The sequence below is a fragment of the Aeromonas sp. BIGb0445 genome, from assembly GCF_024809075.1.
In the GTDB taxonomy this organism is placed as follows: Bacteria; Pseudomonadota; Gammaproteobacteria; order Enterobacterales; family Aeromonadaceae; genus Aeromonas; species Aeromonas rivuli.
The window spans coordinates 660,696-676,503 of the sequence record NZ_JANUES010000003.1 but is presented as its reverse complement, the minus strand read 5'-3'; the positions used below and the strand labels follow the sequence as shown (position 1 = coordinate 676,503).

The window sequence follows — 15,808 nt, the reverse complement described above, 5'->3', positions numbered from 1 at the left end:
ACGGCCCGATGGAGAGTCTGTATGCAGCATGAGTCCTGGATGATTAGCCACAGTATCGAGATAGAGATCCCGTTTCACGACGTGGACATGATGGCAGCGGATGTCTGGCACGGCCCGATGGAGAGTCTGTATGCAGCATGAGTCCTGGATGATTAGCCACAGTATCGAGATAGAGATCCCGTTTCACGACGTGGACATGATGGCGGTGGCCTGGCATGGCCATTATGTGCGTTATATCGAGCTGGCCCGCTGCGCCCTGCTCGAGCGCATCGATTACAACTATCCCCAGATGGAGGCCTCCGGCTATGTCTGGCCCGTCATCGACTTGCGACTCAAGTACATGGCGCCCCTGCGCTTTGGTCAGAAGGTGCGAGTCGAGGCCCGACTCTGCGAGTATCAGAACCGGCTCAAAATCGAGTACGAGCTGTTCGACGCCGCCAGCGGCGTGCGTACCAGCAAGGGCTACAGCATTCAGGTGGCGGTGGACAAGGAGAGTGGCGAGATGTGCCTGGCCTCGCCCCGGGTGCTGCTCGACAAGCTGGGAGTGAGCGAATGAGGCGCTGGTTAAGCCTGGCGCTGCTGCTGACGACGGTGCTGAGCCCGTTACCTCTCCAGGCCGCGGCCATGACCCAGGCCGAGGTGCGTCAGTTGCTGAGCGAGCAGCCCGCTCAGCGCGCCCGGTTTGAGCAGGAGAAACAGGTGGCAGGCTTAAGCCAGCCCCTGCGGGCCAGCGGCGAGCTGCTGCTGGTACGGAGCAAGGGGCTCTGGTGGCATCAGCAGGCCCCCTTTGATCTCGCCCTCAGCCTCACCGACCAGCGCATGAGCCAGCGGGTGGGTCAGGGGCGGGCCGAGGTGATCGACAACCCCCAGCTGCTCGAATTCAGCAAGATGCTGCTGGCGCTGTTTGGTTCGAACGAGCAGGCGCTGGCCCGCTATTTTGACCTCGATTTTCAGTCCGGCGAGCAGGGGTGGGCCCTGACCCTGACGCCGCTGGCGTCGCCCCTTGACAAGGTATTTGCCAAGCTCACCCTGAGTGGTCGCGAGCAGTTGGATAAGCTGTCGATCGCAGACAGACAAGGGGATGAGACCCGCATCCACTTCTCCCGCTGGCAGGCAGTGACGCTGCCACTTCCCCCTGAGCAAGAGGCCTATTTTGCCCGATAAAGCGCCCATAGTCCCATCGCAGCCGACCCTTGGCATCGGCGAGGCCAGCTGGCGCAAGCTTGCCCTGGGCTGGTTGCTGCTCTGCCTGCTGGCGTTGGCGCTGCTCGGCTATCTGCTGCCCCACAGTCGCATCAACACCAGCCTGATGGATCTGCTGCCCCAAAGTGAGCGTTCCGCCCTGGATCCGGCTCTGCAGCAGGGGTTGCTGCGCCAGCTCGATGGTCAGCTGGTCTGGATGCTGAGCCTGCCGGCGGGCCAGGATGGCCGCGCCGCGGCAGAGGCCTGGGCCGAGTCTCTCGCACGGCTGCCTGAGCTCAGTAGCGTTCGCGGTGCCCAGCCTGAGCTGACGGGAGCCTGGCAAGGGTATCTGCATGACTACGCCTGGCAGCGGCTCGATGAGCGCAGCCGTGTCAGGTTGGCGGCTGGCCCCGAGGCGTGGAGCCAGTGGGTACTCGGCCAGATCTACAGCCCCTTTGGCGGCGTCTCCCGCGCCGAGTGGCAATCCGATCCCCTGCTGCTGACCCGGGCCGGGGTACAGGGCCAGGCAGCCACGCCGCTGCGCCTCGACCATGACTGGCTGGTGAGCCAGGATGAGACGGGACGGCGCTGGTATATGCTGCGGGCCGAGCTGGATCGCTCCGCCTTCGATCTCTCCCGCAACGGCGCCCTGCTCGGCCGACTCGACGAGGCCGAGCAGACCCTCAAGGCGCACTATCCGGGGGTCGAGCTGCTGCGTCGTGGCACGCTGTTTTATAGCCAGCATGCCAGCAACCTGGCTCAGGCGGATATCTCCACCATAGGGCTGGGCTCGCTGATTGGGGTGGTGCTGCTCATCTGGGTGGTGTTCCGCTCGGCCCGTGCGCTCTGGCTTGCCCTGCTGCCCATCCTCATCGGTCTGGGCTGGGGGCTCTTGGCCGTGCTGCTCTGGTTTGGCGAAGTGCACCTCTTTACCCTGGTGATCAGCACCAGTCTCATCGGCATCGCCATCGACTATGGCCTGCATTTTCTGAGCGAGCGGCGTCTGCATGGGGGTGAGGAGAGCCCCCATCAGACGAGGATCCGGCTGCTGCCCAGCCTCTGGCTGGCGCTGCTCACCACCCTGATCGGCTATGGCCTGCTCTGGTTGGCACCCTTCCCCGGTTTGCAACAGCTCGCGCTGTGCGCCCTGGCCGGACTGTTCGCCGCCTTCATCACAGTGATCTGCCTCTTCCCGCTCTGGCTGGGCCCCCTGCCGCAAGGAGAGCCCAGGGGGTTGGTGTGGCTAAGCGGCTGGCTCAATCTGTGGCGCGAGCGACGCGGCTTGCGCTGGGGCCTGCCGCTGACGTGCCTGTTGCTGGTGGCCGCGGGTCTGAGCCGGTTGCAGATCGATGATGATATCGGCCGTCTGCAACCGCTGCCCGCTGAGCTGCAAGCCCAGGAGCAGCAGATCCAGCGCCTCATTGGCCAGCAGGGGGGCATGGCGGGTTTTCTGGTGACGGGGAACGATGGGGAGGCGGCCTTGCAACGGCTGGAGGCCCTGACCCGGACGCTTGCCTTGGCCAAGGCCCAGGGGCAACTGACCGGATTCGTCTCGCTGGCGCAGTGGCTGCCATCCCTCGCGCAGCAAAGGGCGGATCACGACGCCCTTGGCAAGCTCCTGCCCGAGGTGGTGGCAGGGCTCAACCAGGTCGGGGTGCCGGTCAAGGGCGTCGCCAGACCCTGGCAGCCACTGACGCCCGCGCTGTGGCTGGCCAGCCCGGTCAGCGAGGGGAGCCGCCTGCTCTGGCACGGCATGGCCGATGGCCGGGTCGCCATCTGGCTGCCGATCTCAGGGGTGAGCGCGCCGACGGCCATGGCGAACCTGGCGGCAAACCAGTCCGGCGTCTATTGGCAGGATCAGCGGGCGCAATGGAGCCAGCTGTTCGCCCACTATCGCATCAAGCTGGCCGAGCTGCTGGGAGTGGCCATGGGACTGGTCGCCCTGTTGCTCGGCTGGCGGCTGGGTTGGCGCAAGGGGGGGCGAGTCCTGCTGGTCAACGTCCTGGCCCTGGGGGCGGGCCTGGCCCTGCTTGCCGCCTGTGGTCAGCCGCTCACCCTGTTTGGTGTCCTGGCCCTGAGTCTCATCTTTGGCATCGGCATCGACTACGGGCTCTTTTTTGCCCACAGTGGCGTCGATCCCCACCGGCAGCGCTCGACCCTGCTTGCCATCTTGCTGGCCAACCTGACCACCCAGCTGGCATTCGGGCTATTGGCCCTGAGTCACACTCCGGCCATTGCGGGTTTTGGTCTGGTGTTGAGCGGCGGTATCTTTACCGCTTTCCTCCTGTCGCCGCTGGTGCTGGACCGGAGATGATCCCATGATCCACCCCTTTTTGGCCCACCCCAGACGCCCGGGACACAAGATGAAGTCGCTTCTGCCTCTCTGTTTATGCGCCAGCTTGCTGAGCGCCTGTGCCAGTGCGCCGACCGCGGTGCCGGATAATCGCGCTTTCCTGACCCAGGAGACCCGTCTGGTGTTACCGGCGCCGACCCTGGTTCAGCCGCTCTATCGCCAACAGTTGCTGAGTGCCAGGACCCAGGGGGGTGAGCATCAGCTGCTGACGGTGTTGGAGGCCGATGGCCGCCAGCTCACCCTGGTGGGGTTGACCCCGAGCGGGATCCGGCTGTTTCGCGTGAGTTATGACGGTGAGGCGATTCGCACCGAGCAACTCTCCAGCCTGCTGGGAGGCACGACCCTGCCCCCGGTGGCTCAGGTATTGGCCGATGTCATGCTCAGCTACTGGCCCATTCAATCCTGGCAGCCGCAACTGCCCAGGGGTTGGCAGCTCAAGGACGAGGGCATGGTGCGGCGCCTGCGAGACCCCAAGGGCACGCTGGTGAGCGAGATCTTCTATCAAGATATCGCCGGAGAGCGAGAACCTGTGCGTCTGGTGCAGCATGCCTTCGATTACCAGTTGCAGATGGAGAAGCTGGCCCCATGACCCAGGCAATGAACCCTATCTCCCCCTGCTATATCCAGGCTTACGGCCTGATCTGTGCCCTGGGGGAGGGCAAGGCGGCGGTGAGCACGGCCCTGACCGCCTGGCAGGTGGAGGGCATCAGCCCCCTCGACACTGAACAGCAAGCCCTGAGTGATGGCCGACTCACCCCTGTGGGCCGGGTGAGGGGGGCGCTGCCTCCCGTCCCTGACACACTGGCGGCCTATGACTCTCGCAACAATCGACTGCTGCTGGCGGCCCTGGCCCAGATCCGGCCCAGTGTCGATGCGCTGGTGACCCGACTGGGGGCGGATCGCATCGCCATCGTACTGGGTACCAGCACGGCGGGGATTGCCGAGGCGGAGCTGGCGGTGGCGGCCAGGGAGCGGGGGGCGTCATTGCCAGCTGCATTTGACTATCGCCAGCAGGAACTGGGTTCGCCGAGTGAGTTTCTGGCACGCCAGCTGGCCCTGACGGGGCCGGCTTACACCCTTTCGACCGCCTGTTCATCCAGTGCCCGCGCCTTTATCAGCGGCCAGCGGCTGCTGGCGGCCGGGCTGGCCGACGCGGTGATCGTCGGCGGGGCCGACAGCTTGTGCGGCTTGACCCTCAATGGTTTTGACAGCCTGGAGTCCCTGAGTCTGGCGCGCTGCCGCCCCTTCGCCGCGGATAGACGCGGCATCAACATCGGCGAGGGGGCCGCCCTCTTTTTGCTGAGCCAGGCCCCGGCGCCGCTGGCGTTGCTGGGGGCGGGGGAATCCTCCGATGCCTGGCATATCTCGGCCCCTCATCCGGAAGGGGTGGGGGCCGAGGCGGCCATGCGCATGGCCCTGCAGCAGGGAGGGGTGGAGGCCAGGGCGCTCGACTACATCAACCTGCATGGCACCGCGACCCGACTCAACGATGAGATGGAGAGCCGCGCCCTGGCCCGATTATTCGGGGGCGATGAGACGGCCCCCTGCAGCTCCAGCAAGATGCTGACCGGTCATTGTCTGGGGGCGGCGGGCGCCATAGAGGCGGCGCTCTGCTGCCTGTTGATGGAGCTAGGGTTGCCAGCTCCCGGGCAGGGAAGCGTGCAGGATGCGGCCCTGGCCCAGATTGAACTCATGCAGGGACGCGGGTCTGCTCTCGCCGGTGAGCCCCTCGCCCTGACTCTGTCGAACTCCTTCGCCTTTGGTGGCAATAACGTCAGTCTGCTGCTGGGTCGCCGGGACGTGGCAGGCTCCGCCGAGGGGACTGCGCCCCTTGCGGCACAAGAGATGAATACCGACCATGAATGAGATAACCATCGCCGAGCTGTTGCCCCATCAGGCCCCCATGCTGCTGCTCGATAGCCTGCTCGATTACCAGGGGACGCGGGTGCGCTGCGAGACCCGGGTGGGGGATCGCCACCGCCTGCTGCTCGATGAGCAGGGGAGCCTGCCCGCCTGGGTCGGCCTGGAGCTGATGGCCCAGACCATAGCCGCCTGGGCCGGGATGCGGGGGCGCGAGCGGGGCGAACCGGTGCGCATCGGCATGCTGCTCGGCAGTCGCCAGTATCAGAGCCAGCTGCCCGCCTTCGCGGTCGGGGAGCGGCTCGTCATCGAGGCCGAATGCCTGCTGGAAGATGGTGGCATGGCCAGTTTCGAGTGCCGGATCTTGCGCGGTGATAGGCTCTGTGCCGAGGCGCGGCTGAGCACCTATCTGCCCAGTGATAGCGAACTGGCCAATATCTTGCCGCTTGACCGATAGCGCCGGGCTGGCCAGGGGGCTGGCTCGGCGGGCAACAGAGTGCCGCCTGAGGGGCGCTCTGGGTGCCTGAGGCCCCATTATCTGAATTTGTTAGGGAAGGATTGATTTATGAGTTCCACCGTATTGGTGACGGGTGCCAGCAAGGGCATAGGCCGTGCCATCGCCCTGCAGCTGGCCAGGGATGGTTTTCACATCGTGGTGCACTATCACAGTGACCGTTCGGGTGCCGAGGCAACCCTGGCCGAGCTCGTGGCGGCGGGGGGCCAGGGGCGACTGATCCAGTTCGATATCTCGAACCGGGAGGCGTGCCGCAGCCGGCTCGAGTCGGACATCGAGACCCATGGCGCCTATTACGGCGTGGTCAGCAATGCCGGTGTCATCCGCGACGGTGCCTTCCCGGCCCTGACCGATGAGGATTGGGATGGGGTAGTGCACACCAATCTGGATGGTTTCTACAACCTGCTCAAGCCCTGCATCATGCCGATGATTGGGCTGCGGCGGGGGGGGCGCATCGTCACCCTCTCCTCTGTCTCCGGCATCATGGGTAACAGGGGCCAGGTCAACTACAGCGCGGCCAAGGCGGGCATCATAGGGGCCAGCAAGGCCCTGGCCCTGGAGCTGGCCAAACGCAAGATCACGGTCAACTGCGTGGCCCCCGGGCTCATCGACACCGGCATGGTCAATGCCGAGGTGGAGGCCGAGGCGATGAAGATGATCCCGCTCAAGCGCATGGGCCAGGCAGATGAAGTGGCGGGGCTGGTCTCCTACCTGATGTCGGACGTAGCGGCTTATGTCACCCGTCAGGTGATCTCCATCAACGGGGGCCTGATATGAGCGCGAACAGCAGGCGGGTCGTGGTCACCGGCATGGCCGGGGTGACCGCCTTTGGCAACGACTGGCAGAGCGTGGGGCCCCGCCTCAAGGCCGAGCGCAATGGAGTGTGCCAGATGCCGGAGTGGGCGGTCTATGAGGGGCTCAATACCCGGTTGGCCGCCCCCATCCCAGACTTTGTGCTGCCGAGCCACTATACCCGCAAGCAGACCCGCGCCATGGGCCGGGTCTCACAGCTCTCCACGGTGGCGACCGAGCTTGCCCTGATCCGCGCCGGCCTGATTGGCCATCCGGTTCTCACCGGTGGACGCACCGGCATCGCCTATGGCTCCTCCACGGGCAGCACCGCGCCCATCAGCGCCTTCGGCGCCATGCTCAACGACAAGACCACCGCCAGCATCACGGCCACCACCTATGTGCAGATGATGCCACACACGGCGGCGGTCAATACCGGCCTCTTCTTCGGTCTGCGAGGCCGGGTCATTCCCACCTCGAGCGCCTGCACCTCCGGCAGTCAGGGCATTGGTTATGCCTATGAGGCGATCAAGCATGGCTATCAGGATCTGATGGTGGCGGGGGGCGCCGAGGAGCTCTGCCCCTCCGAGGCGGTGGTGTTTGACACCCTGTTCGCGACCAGCTTGCAAAATGAGACCCCGCAGCTGAGCCCCAGGCCCTTCGACAGGGAGCGCGATGGGCTGGTGATCGGGGAGGGGGCAGGCACCCTTATTCTGGAGGAGCTGGAGCATGCCCTGGCCCGGGGCGCGACCATACTCGCCGAGTTGGTGGGCTTTGCCACCAACTGCGATGCCGCCCATGTCACCCAGCCCCAGAGAGAGACCATGCAGCTCTGCATGGAGATGGCCCTGAATGATGCCGGTTTGCAGGCTGGGGATATTGGCTATATCAGTGCTCACGGCACGGCGACCGAGCGCGGCGATATTGCCGAAAGCCATGCCACTGGTGCTATTTTCGGGGACAAGACCCCCATCTCCTCATTGAAAAGCTACTTTGGTCACACCCTGGGGGCCTGCGGCGCCATCGAGGCCTGGCTCTCTCTGGAGATGATGAATGAGGGCTGGTTCTCTCCCACCCTCAACCTGAACGAGCCGGATCCCGCCTGCGCCCCGCTGGACCATATCCGCAGCGGTGGCCGGGTGCTGGATGTGGCGTATCTGATGTCCAACAACTTCGCCTTTGGCGGCATCAATACCTCGCTCATCTTCAAGCGCTGGCCGTGACCATCAAGATGGTAAAAGAGGCGCCCCTGGGCGCCTCTTTTTATGGGGGATGAGCTGCGCTTACTGCTTGGGGCGAAACGGCTTGATGACGCTCTCATCGCACTCGAGATAGGGGCCGTCCATCAGATCGATGCAGTAGGGAATGGCGGGGAAGACCGCATCCAGGCACTCGCGAATGGATTTTGGTTTGCCTGGCAGGTTGACGATCAGGGTGCTGCCCCGCAGCCCCGCGGTCTGGCGCGACAGTATGGCGGTCGGGACGAACTTGAGGGACTCGGCGCGCATCAGTTCACCGAAGCCCGGCATCATGCGATCGCACACCGCTTCGGTCGCCTCCGGGGTGACATCCCGCTTGGCAGGGCCTGTGCCCCCCGTGGTGACGATGAGGCAGCACTGCATGTCATCCGCCAGTTGAGCCAGACACGCCTCAATCTGGGGTTGCTCGTCCGGGATCAGGCGGTAGACGGCTTCCCATTCAGAGCTCAGATAGCAGCCGAGCGTGTCCATGATGGCCTTGCCGGAGAGATCCTCGTAGATGCCTGCACTGGCCCTGTCACTGACGGTGACGATGCCGATCTTTGCCTTATTCATACGACCCCTTGTCTGTCGCGGTGGATAGGGAAATAAAATAGCATAATCAGATAGATATGTTAAATGCTGGCCTTAATGCCCGAGGTGTCGCCTGCTTGAACCGGCTCTTGGCATACGGCTTGAAAATACATTTTCAGGCCGGAAGTCAGTAATGGGAATAATGGTGCTGCCCTGCTTGTGAAAAATGTATAAGGATTGATGGTTAGACAGGATATTGGCGTTTCAAATTCAACGTGCTGATCTGTAATGGTTAATATCTTGATGTCCTGATTGGCAGTATTCAATGGAAGCTTGTCGACTGTCTGGTGGTAAATTGAACTCCGCTCACCCTTGGCATATATAACCAGTAGGAGAGGCTGGAAGAGTCAATGTGCCAGCATCACACCCTCTCAATGCGAGAGTGGAGGGCGACATGGAATTACCTGATTTTGACACCTTGAAACGGCTTGCCGCGACAGAGCCTCATCTGCTTGAGACCCTGCTCTATGAACAGATAGAGGCGGTGATAGAAACGGCCACCCCGGATCAGCAGCGCAGATTGAGAGGGTTGCAGTTTCAGGTCGACTGCCAGCGCAGGCTGGCCAAGAACCCCATCGATAGCTGCCTTCGCATCGTCAATATGATGCAAGACTCCTTCTTCCTGATGCGAAGTGAAATGAGCCGGCTCTGCTATCTCTCGGACGAAGATGAACTCCCTCCCTTGCCACCCCGTAATAATGTGATCTCATTGCAGGACCATCGCCACAAATAAGTGTCATTCGGAAATATTCAATACCGGGTTTTATAGACGGGAATGGATTATTTCCGCTGACCCAGCTGGGCCGTATTTGGCATATCCTGGTCGTGTTTCCTTTATCGCGCTGACATTGGGTGATCCGAAAGAGACCGCTATCCCATGGGGGCCGTTAGCTGCGCGCTTTATTATGAGTGATACCGGTTGCAAGCTATTTATCATCCGGTTCGTTGATCTTGCCCCCTATTTTACCCTGCCAGGGGTGGGTGAATAGCCTGGCCAGCCAGGCTAAGATAGTGCCTTTAACGCTACGACTCGAAGGGAACATGAGAAGTATCAGTCCAAGAAGGGTGCTGTCCCGGGAACAGCAGACGGAGGTCACCCGTATCCTCGTCAAGGCAGGGCAGATGTTGGCCCAGTTTGGTGCCGAAAGCCGGCTCATTGAGCAAACGACAACGCGGCTGGGCCTGGCGCTTGGACTGGAGAGTGTCGAGATGGCCATCTCCTCAAGCGCCATAGTGTTGACCAGCCTCTATCAGGGGCATTGTGTCACCACCACCCGCAGGGTGCGCGAGCACGGCATCAATATGCAGGTGGTGTGTGAGGTGCAACGGCTGTGCATCATGGCTGAGAAGCATCTCATTGGGGCGCGGGAAGTCAGGCAGCGACTCGATGCCATCAAGCCCTTCCACTATCACCCCTGGCTGGTCGTGCCCATGGTGGGTCTATCCTGTGGTGCCTTCAGCCTGTTGTTCGGCGGCGATTGGCCCATTTTCCTGGTGACTTTTGTCGCCAGCGCCGTTGCCATGCGGGTACGCCAGCTGATGGCGCGCCACCATCACAGTCCGCTGATCAATTTTGCCCTGACCGGTTTTATCGCAACGCTCCTTGCCTCCAGCGCCACCTTCTTTGGCTGGGGCGAGCAGCCCTACCTCGCCATGGCGGCCAGCGTGCTGTTGCTGGTGCCGGGGTTCCCCCTCATCAATGCGGTCTCTGACATGGTCAAGGGTTACTTCAACATGGGACTGGCCCGCTGGGGGACGGCGACCCTGCTCACCATCAGCGCCGCCATCGGTATCATACTGGCCATGTCCATCGCCGAGGTCTGGGGAGGCAAGGTATGGTGGAGGCTGATATGAACCGCATCTCGCATGCTATGGCAGCGCTCCCGTCAGCCGGTGGTGATGGGAGCAGGCCATGATGGAGCTGTCATGGTTGTTGGCCAAGGATGCCTTCTGGTCGGCCATTCCCGCGGTGGGGTTTGCCATGTTGTTCAACGTGCCGCCCCGCATGCTCAAGTACTGCGCCATGGGGGGCGCCCTGGCCCATAGTCTGCGCACCTTGCTGATGCACGAGGGGATGCCCATCGAGTGGGCAACCCTGGCGGCGGCGACCACGGTCGGCTTTGTCTGTGTCTATTGGTCGCGGCGGCTGCTGGCCCCGCGCCCCGTGTTCAGCGTGGCCTCTATCATCCCGATGATCCCGGGCAGCTATGCGTTCAAGACGATGATAGCCATCGTCGAACTCAACATTCACGGCGTGACCCTGGCGCTTATTCAGAGCGCCCTGGAGAATGGTTTGAAGGCTATTTTTATCGTAGGAGCATTGAGCTTCGGGCTGGCGATACCCTCGCTGGTCGTGTACCGTAATCGCCCCATTGTGTGAGAGACGGCGTGAGAGGCTGAACCCATGAAGATTTCCATGATTGCCGCCATGGCCCGGGATCGGGTGATCGGCAAGGACAACCAGATGCCCTGGCACCTGCCCGCCGATCTGGCCCACTTCAAGAGGGTCACCCTTGGCAAACCGGTATTGATGGGGCGAAAGACATTTGAGTCTATTGGCCGCCCGCTGCCTGGGCGCCGAAATTTGGTGATCAGTCGTAATTCAGGATTTAGCGCGCCCAACATTGAGGTTTTCTCATCCATCGAGGAAGTCTTCGCAACCTTGTCCGAGAGCGAGATGCCCGATGAGTTGATGGTGATTGGCGGGGGTTATCTCTATGCCCAGCTATTGCCGCGCGCGGATCGTCTCTATCTGACTCACATTGAGCTGGCCGTCGAGGGTGACACCCGCTTCCCGGAGTATGAGAGGCAGCAGTGGCACTGCGTGGAGCGGGAAGCCCATCAGCCCGATGAGCGCAATCCCCATCCTTACTGTTTCGAGACCCTGGAGCGGATCGCCCATTGATCCCCCAGTCGTACCATGAAAAAAGGCCCGTGAGGGCCTTTTTGCTGTCCGTGATGCACCATCCCTTGCTCAGCGAGCATGCAGGGGGCAGGGGGTGCTGATCAGGGCATCATCTTCCAGACGCCACAGGGTAAGAGTGTTGCCCCAGACGCAGCCGGTATCGAGGGCCTTGATATGAGGACGGCCTGTGTTGCCCATCAGTGCCGCCCAGTGGCCGAATACCAGGGTGGGGTCATCGCTGTGACGCTCCCGCAGCTCGAACCAGGGATGCAGGCCGGGGGTCGAGTCATCGGGCCCCAGCTTGCACTTGAAGTCGAGTCGACCATCGGCGTGACAAAAGCGCATTCGGGTGAAGCTGTTGATGATGTAGCGATAGCGCTCTATGCCGAGCAGGCCTTCGTCCCAGCTATCCGGATGATCCCCATACATGTGGTGCAGCAGCCAGAGGTACTGATCGCTTTGCAGCAGACTCTCCACCTCGCGGGCACAGCGGCGGGCGGTATCGGCATCCCAGGTCGGAGAGAGACCGGCATGGACCATCATCACAGGGCGTGTCGGGTGGGGGCACTCGGCAAGCAGCGGTCGATGGCGCAGCCATTCCAGCAGGGCCTCTCTGTCCGGTGCTTCCATCAAGGCCTGCAATCTGTCCTTCTTCTTGAGGGGGGCCACCCCTTCGGCGACGGCGAGCAGATGCAGATCATGATTGCCGAGTATGCAGACGGCCTTGTCACCCAGGGACTTGGCAAAGCGCAGCACGGAGAGGGAGTCCGGCCCCCGCGCCACCAGATCCCCCGCCAGCCAGAGAGTATCTGCCTGGGGATCAAAATCAGCCAGCTCAAGCAGGCGGCGCAGATCGTCATAACAACCCTGGACATCGCCGACAAAACAGTTTGCCATGAAACCTCAATTGATAATGTGGGGAACCGCCAGGGTAAAGGGCGCTATGGGGGCATCAAATTCGTTGCCCCCTTCATCGCGCATCCGATAGCTCCCCTCCATGACCCCGAGGGGGGTATCAAGGGGAACCCCGCTCTGGTAGCGGAAGGTCTCACCAGGGGGAATGACGGGCTGCTCACCGACCACGCCAGGCCCCTCGACCTCCACTATCTTGCCGTTGGCATCGGTGATGATCCAGCGCCGGGCGAGCAGTTGTGCCGGGCCTGGCCCCAGGTTATGGATCTCGATGAGATAGAGAAACTGGTAGGGATCCTGGCTGCCTTCGACATAGCTGGGATGAGGGCGGATATGAATGGTCGGTGTCGCCATGGTGTCAGGCCTGCTGTTGGTCGGCCAGCCAGTTGGCGATGGTCACAAACTGTGCCAGGGAGAGGTTCTCCGGGCGCAGGGTGCTGTCAATGCCAAGCTCGGCGAGCTGGTCCACGGTAATGAAGTTCGCAAAGCTGTTGCGGATGGTCTTGCGACGCTGGCCGAAGCCTTCGGTACAGACCCGGCTCAGGCAGCGCAGATCCTTGGCGACCAGGGGAGGGGTCTTGTGGGGCACCAGGCGTACCACGGCAGAGTCCACTTTCGGGGCTGGCTTGAAGGCGCCTGGGCCCACTTCCAGGACAGGGATCACCTGGCAGTAGTACTGAACCATGACGCTCAGGCGACCATAGGCCTTGCTGCCCGGGCCGGCGCACATCCGCAATACCACCTCTTTTTGCAACATGAAGTGCATGTCCTCGACCCGGTCGGCGAACTCGCACAGGTGGAAGATGAGGGGGGTGGAGATGTTATAGGGCAGGTTGCCGAAGATGCGCAGCGGCCCCTTGCCTTCGCCCATCAGGGTGCCGAAGTCGAAGCGCATGGCATCGGCTTCGATCACGGTCAGCTTCTCTTTCAGGGTGGGGTGCTCGCGCAGGCGTGCGGCCAAGTCACGGTCCAGCTCGACCACGGTCATCTTGTCCATCTGGGAGGCGACCGGTTCGGTCAGCGCCGCCAGACCCGGGCCTATCTCCACCAGGTTCTGACCCGGCTGCGGATTGATGGCGGCCACTATCTGATCGATCACATAGCTGTCGTGCAAGAAGTTCTGACCGAAACGCTTACGGGCCGTGTGGCCCATGTGCATCTTACTGCTCATATTTTTTTCTCTACCATCAGAATGGCGTGGTTAAGCGCGGTGATCAGGCTGCCAGAATCGGCCAGGCCCTTGCCTGCCAAGTCCAGGGCCGTGCCGTGATCCACCGAGGTGCGGATAAAGGGGAGTCCGAGGGTGATATTGACCGAGCGCCCGAAGCCCTTGTATTTGAGCACGGGCAGCCCCTGGTCGTGGTACATGGTCAGTACCGCGTCCGCATCCTTGAGGTACTTCTCCTGGAACAGGGTGTCGGCTGGCAGGGGGCCAACCAGATCGATCCCTTCCTGGCGCAGGGCGGCCAGGGCGGGTTCGATCACGTCTATCTCTTCCCGGCCCAGGTGACCCCCTTCCCCGGCGTGGGGATTGAGGCCGCAGACGTAGATCCTGGGACGAGTGATACCAAACTTGCTGTTCAGATCCGCATTCAGGATCCGGATCACCTTGCCCAGACGCTCCGCCGTAATGGCGCGAGCGACATTGGCGAGGGGAATATGAGTGGTGGCCAGCGCCACCCTCAGGCCGTCGGTGGCGAGCAGCATGACCACATCACCGACCCCTGCCTGCTGGGCAAAGAACTCGGTGTGGCCGCTAAACGAGACCCCGGCCTGGTTGATGATGCCCTTGTGCACCGGGCCTGTGACCACGGCGGCAAACTCGCCGCTCAGGTTGCCATCACAGGCTCGCTGCAGGGTGGCCAGCACATAGGCGCCATTGGCTTCGTTGAGCGCGCCTGCGGTCTCCGCTGCCCCCAGGGTGACGGGGCAGAGGGTCAGGCTACCGGCCCGCTGGGGGCTGGCCGGCAGGGCTGGATCATAGGGGACAAGCTCGATATCGAGCCCCAGCATGGCGGCGCGGCGGCGCATCAGCGCAGGATCGGCCACCACCACCAGCTGGTGGGGCCAATCGCGCTGGGCGATGTCGAGCACCAGGTCCGGCCCAATACCGGCCGGCTCACCCGGGGTGATGGCGAGACGTTGGCAAATCATCAACTGCCGGCGCCTTCGATGCGGATATAGGCTTCATCGCGCAGCTCATCCAGCCAGGCTTGGGACTCTTCCACGAAGCGGCGATTGTAGATCAGCTGGTAAGCGCGCTGTTCCTGGGCCTTGTCGGTGGCGTCCTGACTGCGTCTGTCTTCGAGCTGCACTATGTGCCAGCCGTGGCTGGTACGGAACGGCTCGCTGTACTGACCGGGTTGCAGGCGATTGACCATATCGCGGAACTCGGGCACATAGACGCCGGGATCGGACCAGCCGAGCTCGCCACCTTGTACCGCAGAACCGGGGTCTTCGGAGTACTTCTCTGCCAGGGCGGCGAAGTCAGCCTTGCCGCTCTTGATGTCGTGGAGGAAGCCATCAAGCATGCCCTTGGCCTTCTCTTCACTCAGGATGATCGAGGGCTTGATCAGAATGTGGCGGGCCTTGACCTCGGTCTGCACCACTTGCTGGGCACCTTTGGCATCAAACACCTTGACGATGTGCAGGCCTGCCCCGGAGCGCAGCGGGCCGACGATGTCACCCTTCTTGGCACCCTGCACGGCCTCAGCCATGAGCGTGGGCATCTCTTGCGGGCTCATCCAGCCCCAATCCCCCCCTTCCAGGGCCTTGGGACCATTGCTCTCGGCGATGGCCAGCTCGCGGAAGTCCGCGCCATCACGCAGGCGTTTGAGCAGGCTGTCGATCTTGGCTTTGGCGGCATTGAGCTGTTCGGTGCTCGGGTTGTCCGGCAGGGCTATCTGGATGTGACCGACATGGAACTCCTGCTGTTGCTGGCCCTGTTTCTGCAGTGCCTGCACCACTTGCTTGACCTCTTGATCGGAAATGTTGATGCGGCGACGGATCTGGTTGCGGCGAACCTCGTTCATCAGGATTTCGCGGCGCACCTCTTCCCGGTACTGGGCATAACTCAGACCCTCACGGTCGAGCTGGGCCCGCAGCTGCTCCAGGTTCATCTTGTTATCGGCGGCGATGCTGTTGATCGCCTGCTCGAGCTGGGTATCGCTGATCTTCAGACCTTGCCGGTCCGCCAGCTGCAATTGCAGGCTCTCCTGGATCAGGCGATCCAGCGCCTGTTTGCGCAGGGTGGCGTCATCGGGCAGCGCCTGGCCGCTCTCCTTGGCAGAGAACTTGATCTTGTTGACCAGGGCCTCTTGCTGGCTGGCGAGTACCACGTCTTTGTTGACCACCGCCAGCACCTTGTCGATGAGCTCGGGGGAGGCAAGGGCACTCTGGCTCATGACACCTAACAGGCCTGCGGTCAGCAGGGAAATCCACGTCTTCTTCATATCCATCTC

General features: G+C 62.5%; 18 protein-coding genes. 12 read left to right on the top strand and 6 right to left on the bottom strand.

The window, feature by feature from the left end; all coding sequences use genetic code 11:
* Positions 1-130: 130 nt before the first annotated feature.
* The 8 genes from M2367_RS09860 to M2367_RS09825 all read left to right on the top strand — a co-directional run bounded on the left by M2367_RS09860 (position 131) and on the right by M2367_RS09825 (position 7,921).
* Positions 131-556 carry a thioesterase family protein gene (locus tag M2367_RS09860; RefSeq protein ID WP_259236569.1) on the top strand — a complete coding sequence of 142 codons (426 nt, stop codon included), beginning with the start codon at positions 131-133 and terminating at the stop codon, positions 554-556.
* A complete protein-coding gene (locus M2367_RS09855; protein ID WP_259236568.1) occupies positions 553-1,164 on the top strand; it encodes an outer membrane lipoprotein carrier protein LolA in 612 nt (203 codons plus the stop codon). The genes M2367_RS09860 and M2367_RS09855 overlap by 4 nt, the downstream gene beginning before the upstream one ends.
* Positions 1,154-3,496, top strand: a complete 2,343-nt coding sequence (locus M2367_RS09850; protein ID WP_259236567.1) for an MMPL family transporter — start codon at positions 1,154-1,156, stop codon at positions 3,494-3,496. Before M2367_RS09855 ends, M2367_RS09850 begins: the two co-directional genes overlap by 11 nt.
* 49 nt (positions 3,497-3,545) lie before the next feature.
* Positions 3,546-4,124, top strand: coding sequence for a DUF3261 domain-containing protein (locus M2367_RS09845; protein ID WP_259236566.1), 579 nt, complete (start codon positions 3,546-3,548; stop codon positions 4,122-4,124).
* On the top strand, positions 4,121-5,401 hold the full coding sequence (locus M2367_RS09840; protein WP_259236565.1) for a beta-ketoacyl-[acyl-carrier-protein] synthase family protein: 1,281 nt from the start codon (positions 4,121-4,123) through the stop codon (positions 5,399-5,401). The genes M2367_RS09845 and M2367_RS09840 overlap by 4 nt, the downstream gene beginning before the upstream one ends.
* Positions 5,394-5,852, top strand: coding sequence for a hotdog family protein (locus M2367_RS09835; protein ID WP_259236564.1), 459 nt, complete (start codon positions 5,394-5,396; stop codon positions 5,850-5,852). Before M2367_RS09840 ends, M2367_RS09835 begins: the two co-directional genes overlap by 8 nt.
* A 108-nt stretch (positions 5,853-5,960) precedes the next feature.
* The gene (locus M2367_RS09830) at positions 5,961-6,686 is read left to right on the top strand and encodes a 3-ketoacyl-ACP reductase FabG2 (protein WP_042040154.1); all 726 of its coding nucleotides are present in this window, start codon (positions 5,961-5,963) and stop codon (positions 6,684-6,686) included.
* A complete protein-coding gene (locus M2367_RS09825; RefSeq protein ID WP_259236563.1) occupies positions 6,683-7,921 on the top strand; it encodes a beta-ketoacyl-ACP synthase in 1,239 nt (412 codons plus the stop codon). The genes M2367_RS09830 and M2367_RS09825 overlap by 4 nt, the downstream gene beginning before the upstream one ends.
* A 60-nt stretch (positions 7,922-7,981) precedes the next feature.
* Here M2367_RS09825 and mog read toward each other — a convergent pair whose 3' ends face one another.
* Positions 7,982-8,512, bottom strand: coding sequence for a molybdopterin adenylyltransferase (gene mog / locus M2367_RS09820; RefSeq protein WP_042040156.1), 531 nt, complete (start codon positions 8,510-8,512; stop codon positions 7,982-7,984).
* 412 nt (positions 8,513-8,924) lie between these two features.
* Here mog and M2367_RS09815 point away from each other — a divergent pair, with 412 nt between their 5' ends.
* The 4 genes from M2367_RS09815 to folA all read left to right on the top strand — a co-directional run bounded on the left by M2367_RS09815 (position 8,925) and on the right by folA (position 11,435).
* On the top strand, positions 8,925-9,263 hold the full coding sequence (locus M2367_RS09815; RefSeq protein ID WP_042040157.1) for a DUF3135 domain-containing protein: 339 nt from the start codon (positions 8,925-8,927) through the stop codon (positions 9,261-9,263).
* 308 nt (positions 9,264-9,571) lie between these two features.
* A complete protein-coding gene (locus M2367_RS09810) occupies positions 9,572-10,384 on the top strand; it encodes a threonine/serine exporter family protein (protein WP_042040158.1) in 813 nt (270 codons plus the stop codon).
* A 58-nt stretch (positions 10,385-10,442) separates the two neighbouring features.
* Positions 10,443-10,910 carry a threonine/serine exporter family protein gene (locus M2367_RS09805; protein ID WP_042040159.1) on the top strand — a complete coding sequence of 156 codons (468 nt, stop codon included), beginning with the start codon at positions 10,443-10,445 and terminating at the stop codon, positions 10,908-10,910.
* 24 nt (positions 10,911-10,934) lie between these two features.
* Complete coding sequence (gene folA, locus M2367_RS09800; RefSeq protein ID WP_224432241.1) at positions 10,935-11,435, top strand: type 3 dihydrofolate reductase; 501 nt, start codon at positions 10,935-10,937, stop codon at positions 11,433-11,435.
* A 69-nt stretch (positions 11,436-11,504) separates the two neighbouring features.
* Here folA and M2367_RS09795 read toward each other — a convergent pair whose 3' ends face one another.
* Genes M2367_RS09795 through surA form a run of 5 tightly spaced genes read right to left on the bottom strand, consistent with a single transcriptional unit; the run spans position 11,505 to position 15,799 of the window.
* The gene (locus tag M2367_RS09795) at positions 11,505-12,332 is read right to left on the bottom strand and encodes a symmetrical bis(5'-nucleosyl)-tetraphosphatase (protein WP_259236562.1); all 828 of its coding nucleotides are present in this window, start codon (positions 12,330-12,332) and stop codon (positions 11,505-11,507) included.
* 6 nt (positions 12,333-12,338) lie between these two features.
* A complete protein-coding gene (gene apaG, locus M2367_RS09790; RefSeq protein WP_259236561.1) occupies positions 12,339-12,701 on the bottom strand; it encodes a Co2+/Mg2+ efflux protein ApaG in 363 nt (120 codons plus the stop codon).
* A 4-nt stretch (positions 12,702-12,705) separates the two neighbouring features.
* Positions 12,706-13,518 carry a 16S rRNA (adenine(1518)-N(6)/adenine(1519)-N(6))-dimethyltransferase RsmA gene (rsmA, locus tag M2367_RS09785; RefSeq protein ID WP_224432244.1) on the bottom strand — a complete coding sequence of 271 codons (813 nt, stop codon included), beginning with the start codon at positions 13,516-13,518 and terminating at the stop codon, positions 12,706-12,708.
* On the bottom strand, positions 13,515-14,501 hold the full coding sequence (pdxA, locus tag M2367_RS09780; protein ID WP_259236590.1) for a 4-hydroxythreonine-4-phosphate dehydrogenase PdxA: 987 nt from the start codon (positions 14,499-14,501) through the stop codon (positions 13,515-13,517). The genes rsmA and pdxA overlap by 4 nt, the downstream gene beginning before the upstream one ends.
* Positions 14,501-15,799, bottom strand: a complete 1,299-nt coding sequence (surA, locus tag M2367_RS09775) for a peptidylprolyl isomerase SurA (protein WP_224432245.1) — start codon at positions 15,797-15,799, stop codon at positions 14,501-14,503. The genes pdxA and surA overlap by 1 nt, the downstream gene beginning before the upstream one ends.
* Positions 15,800-15,808 lie beyond the last annotated feature (9 nt).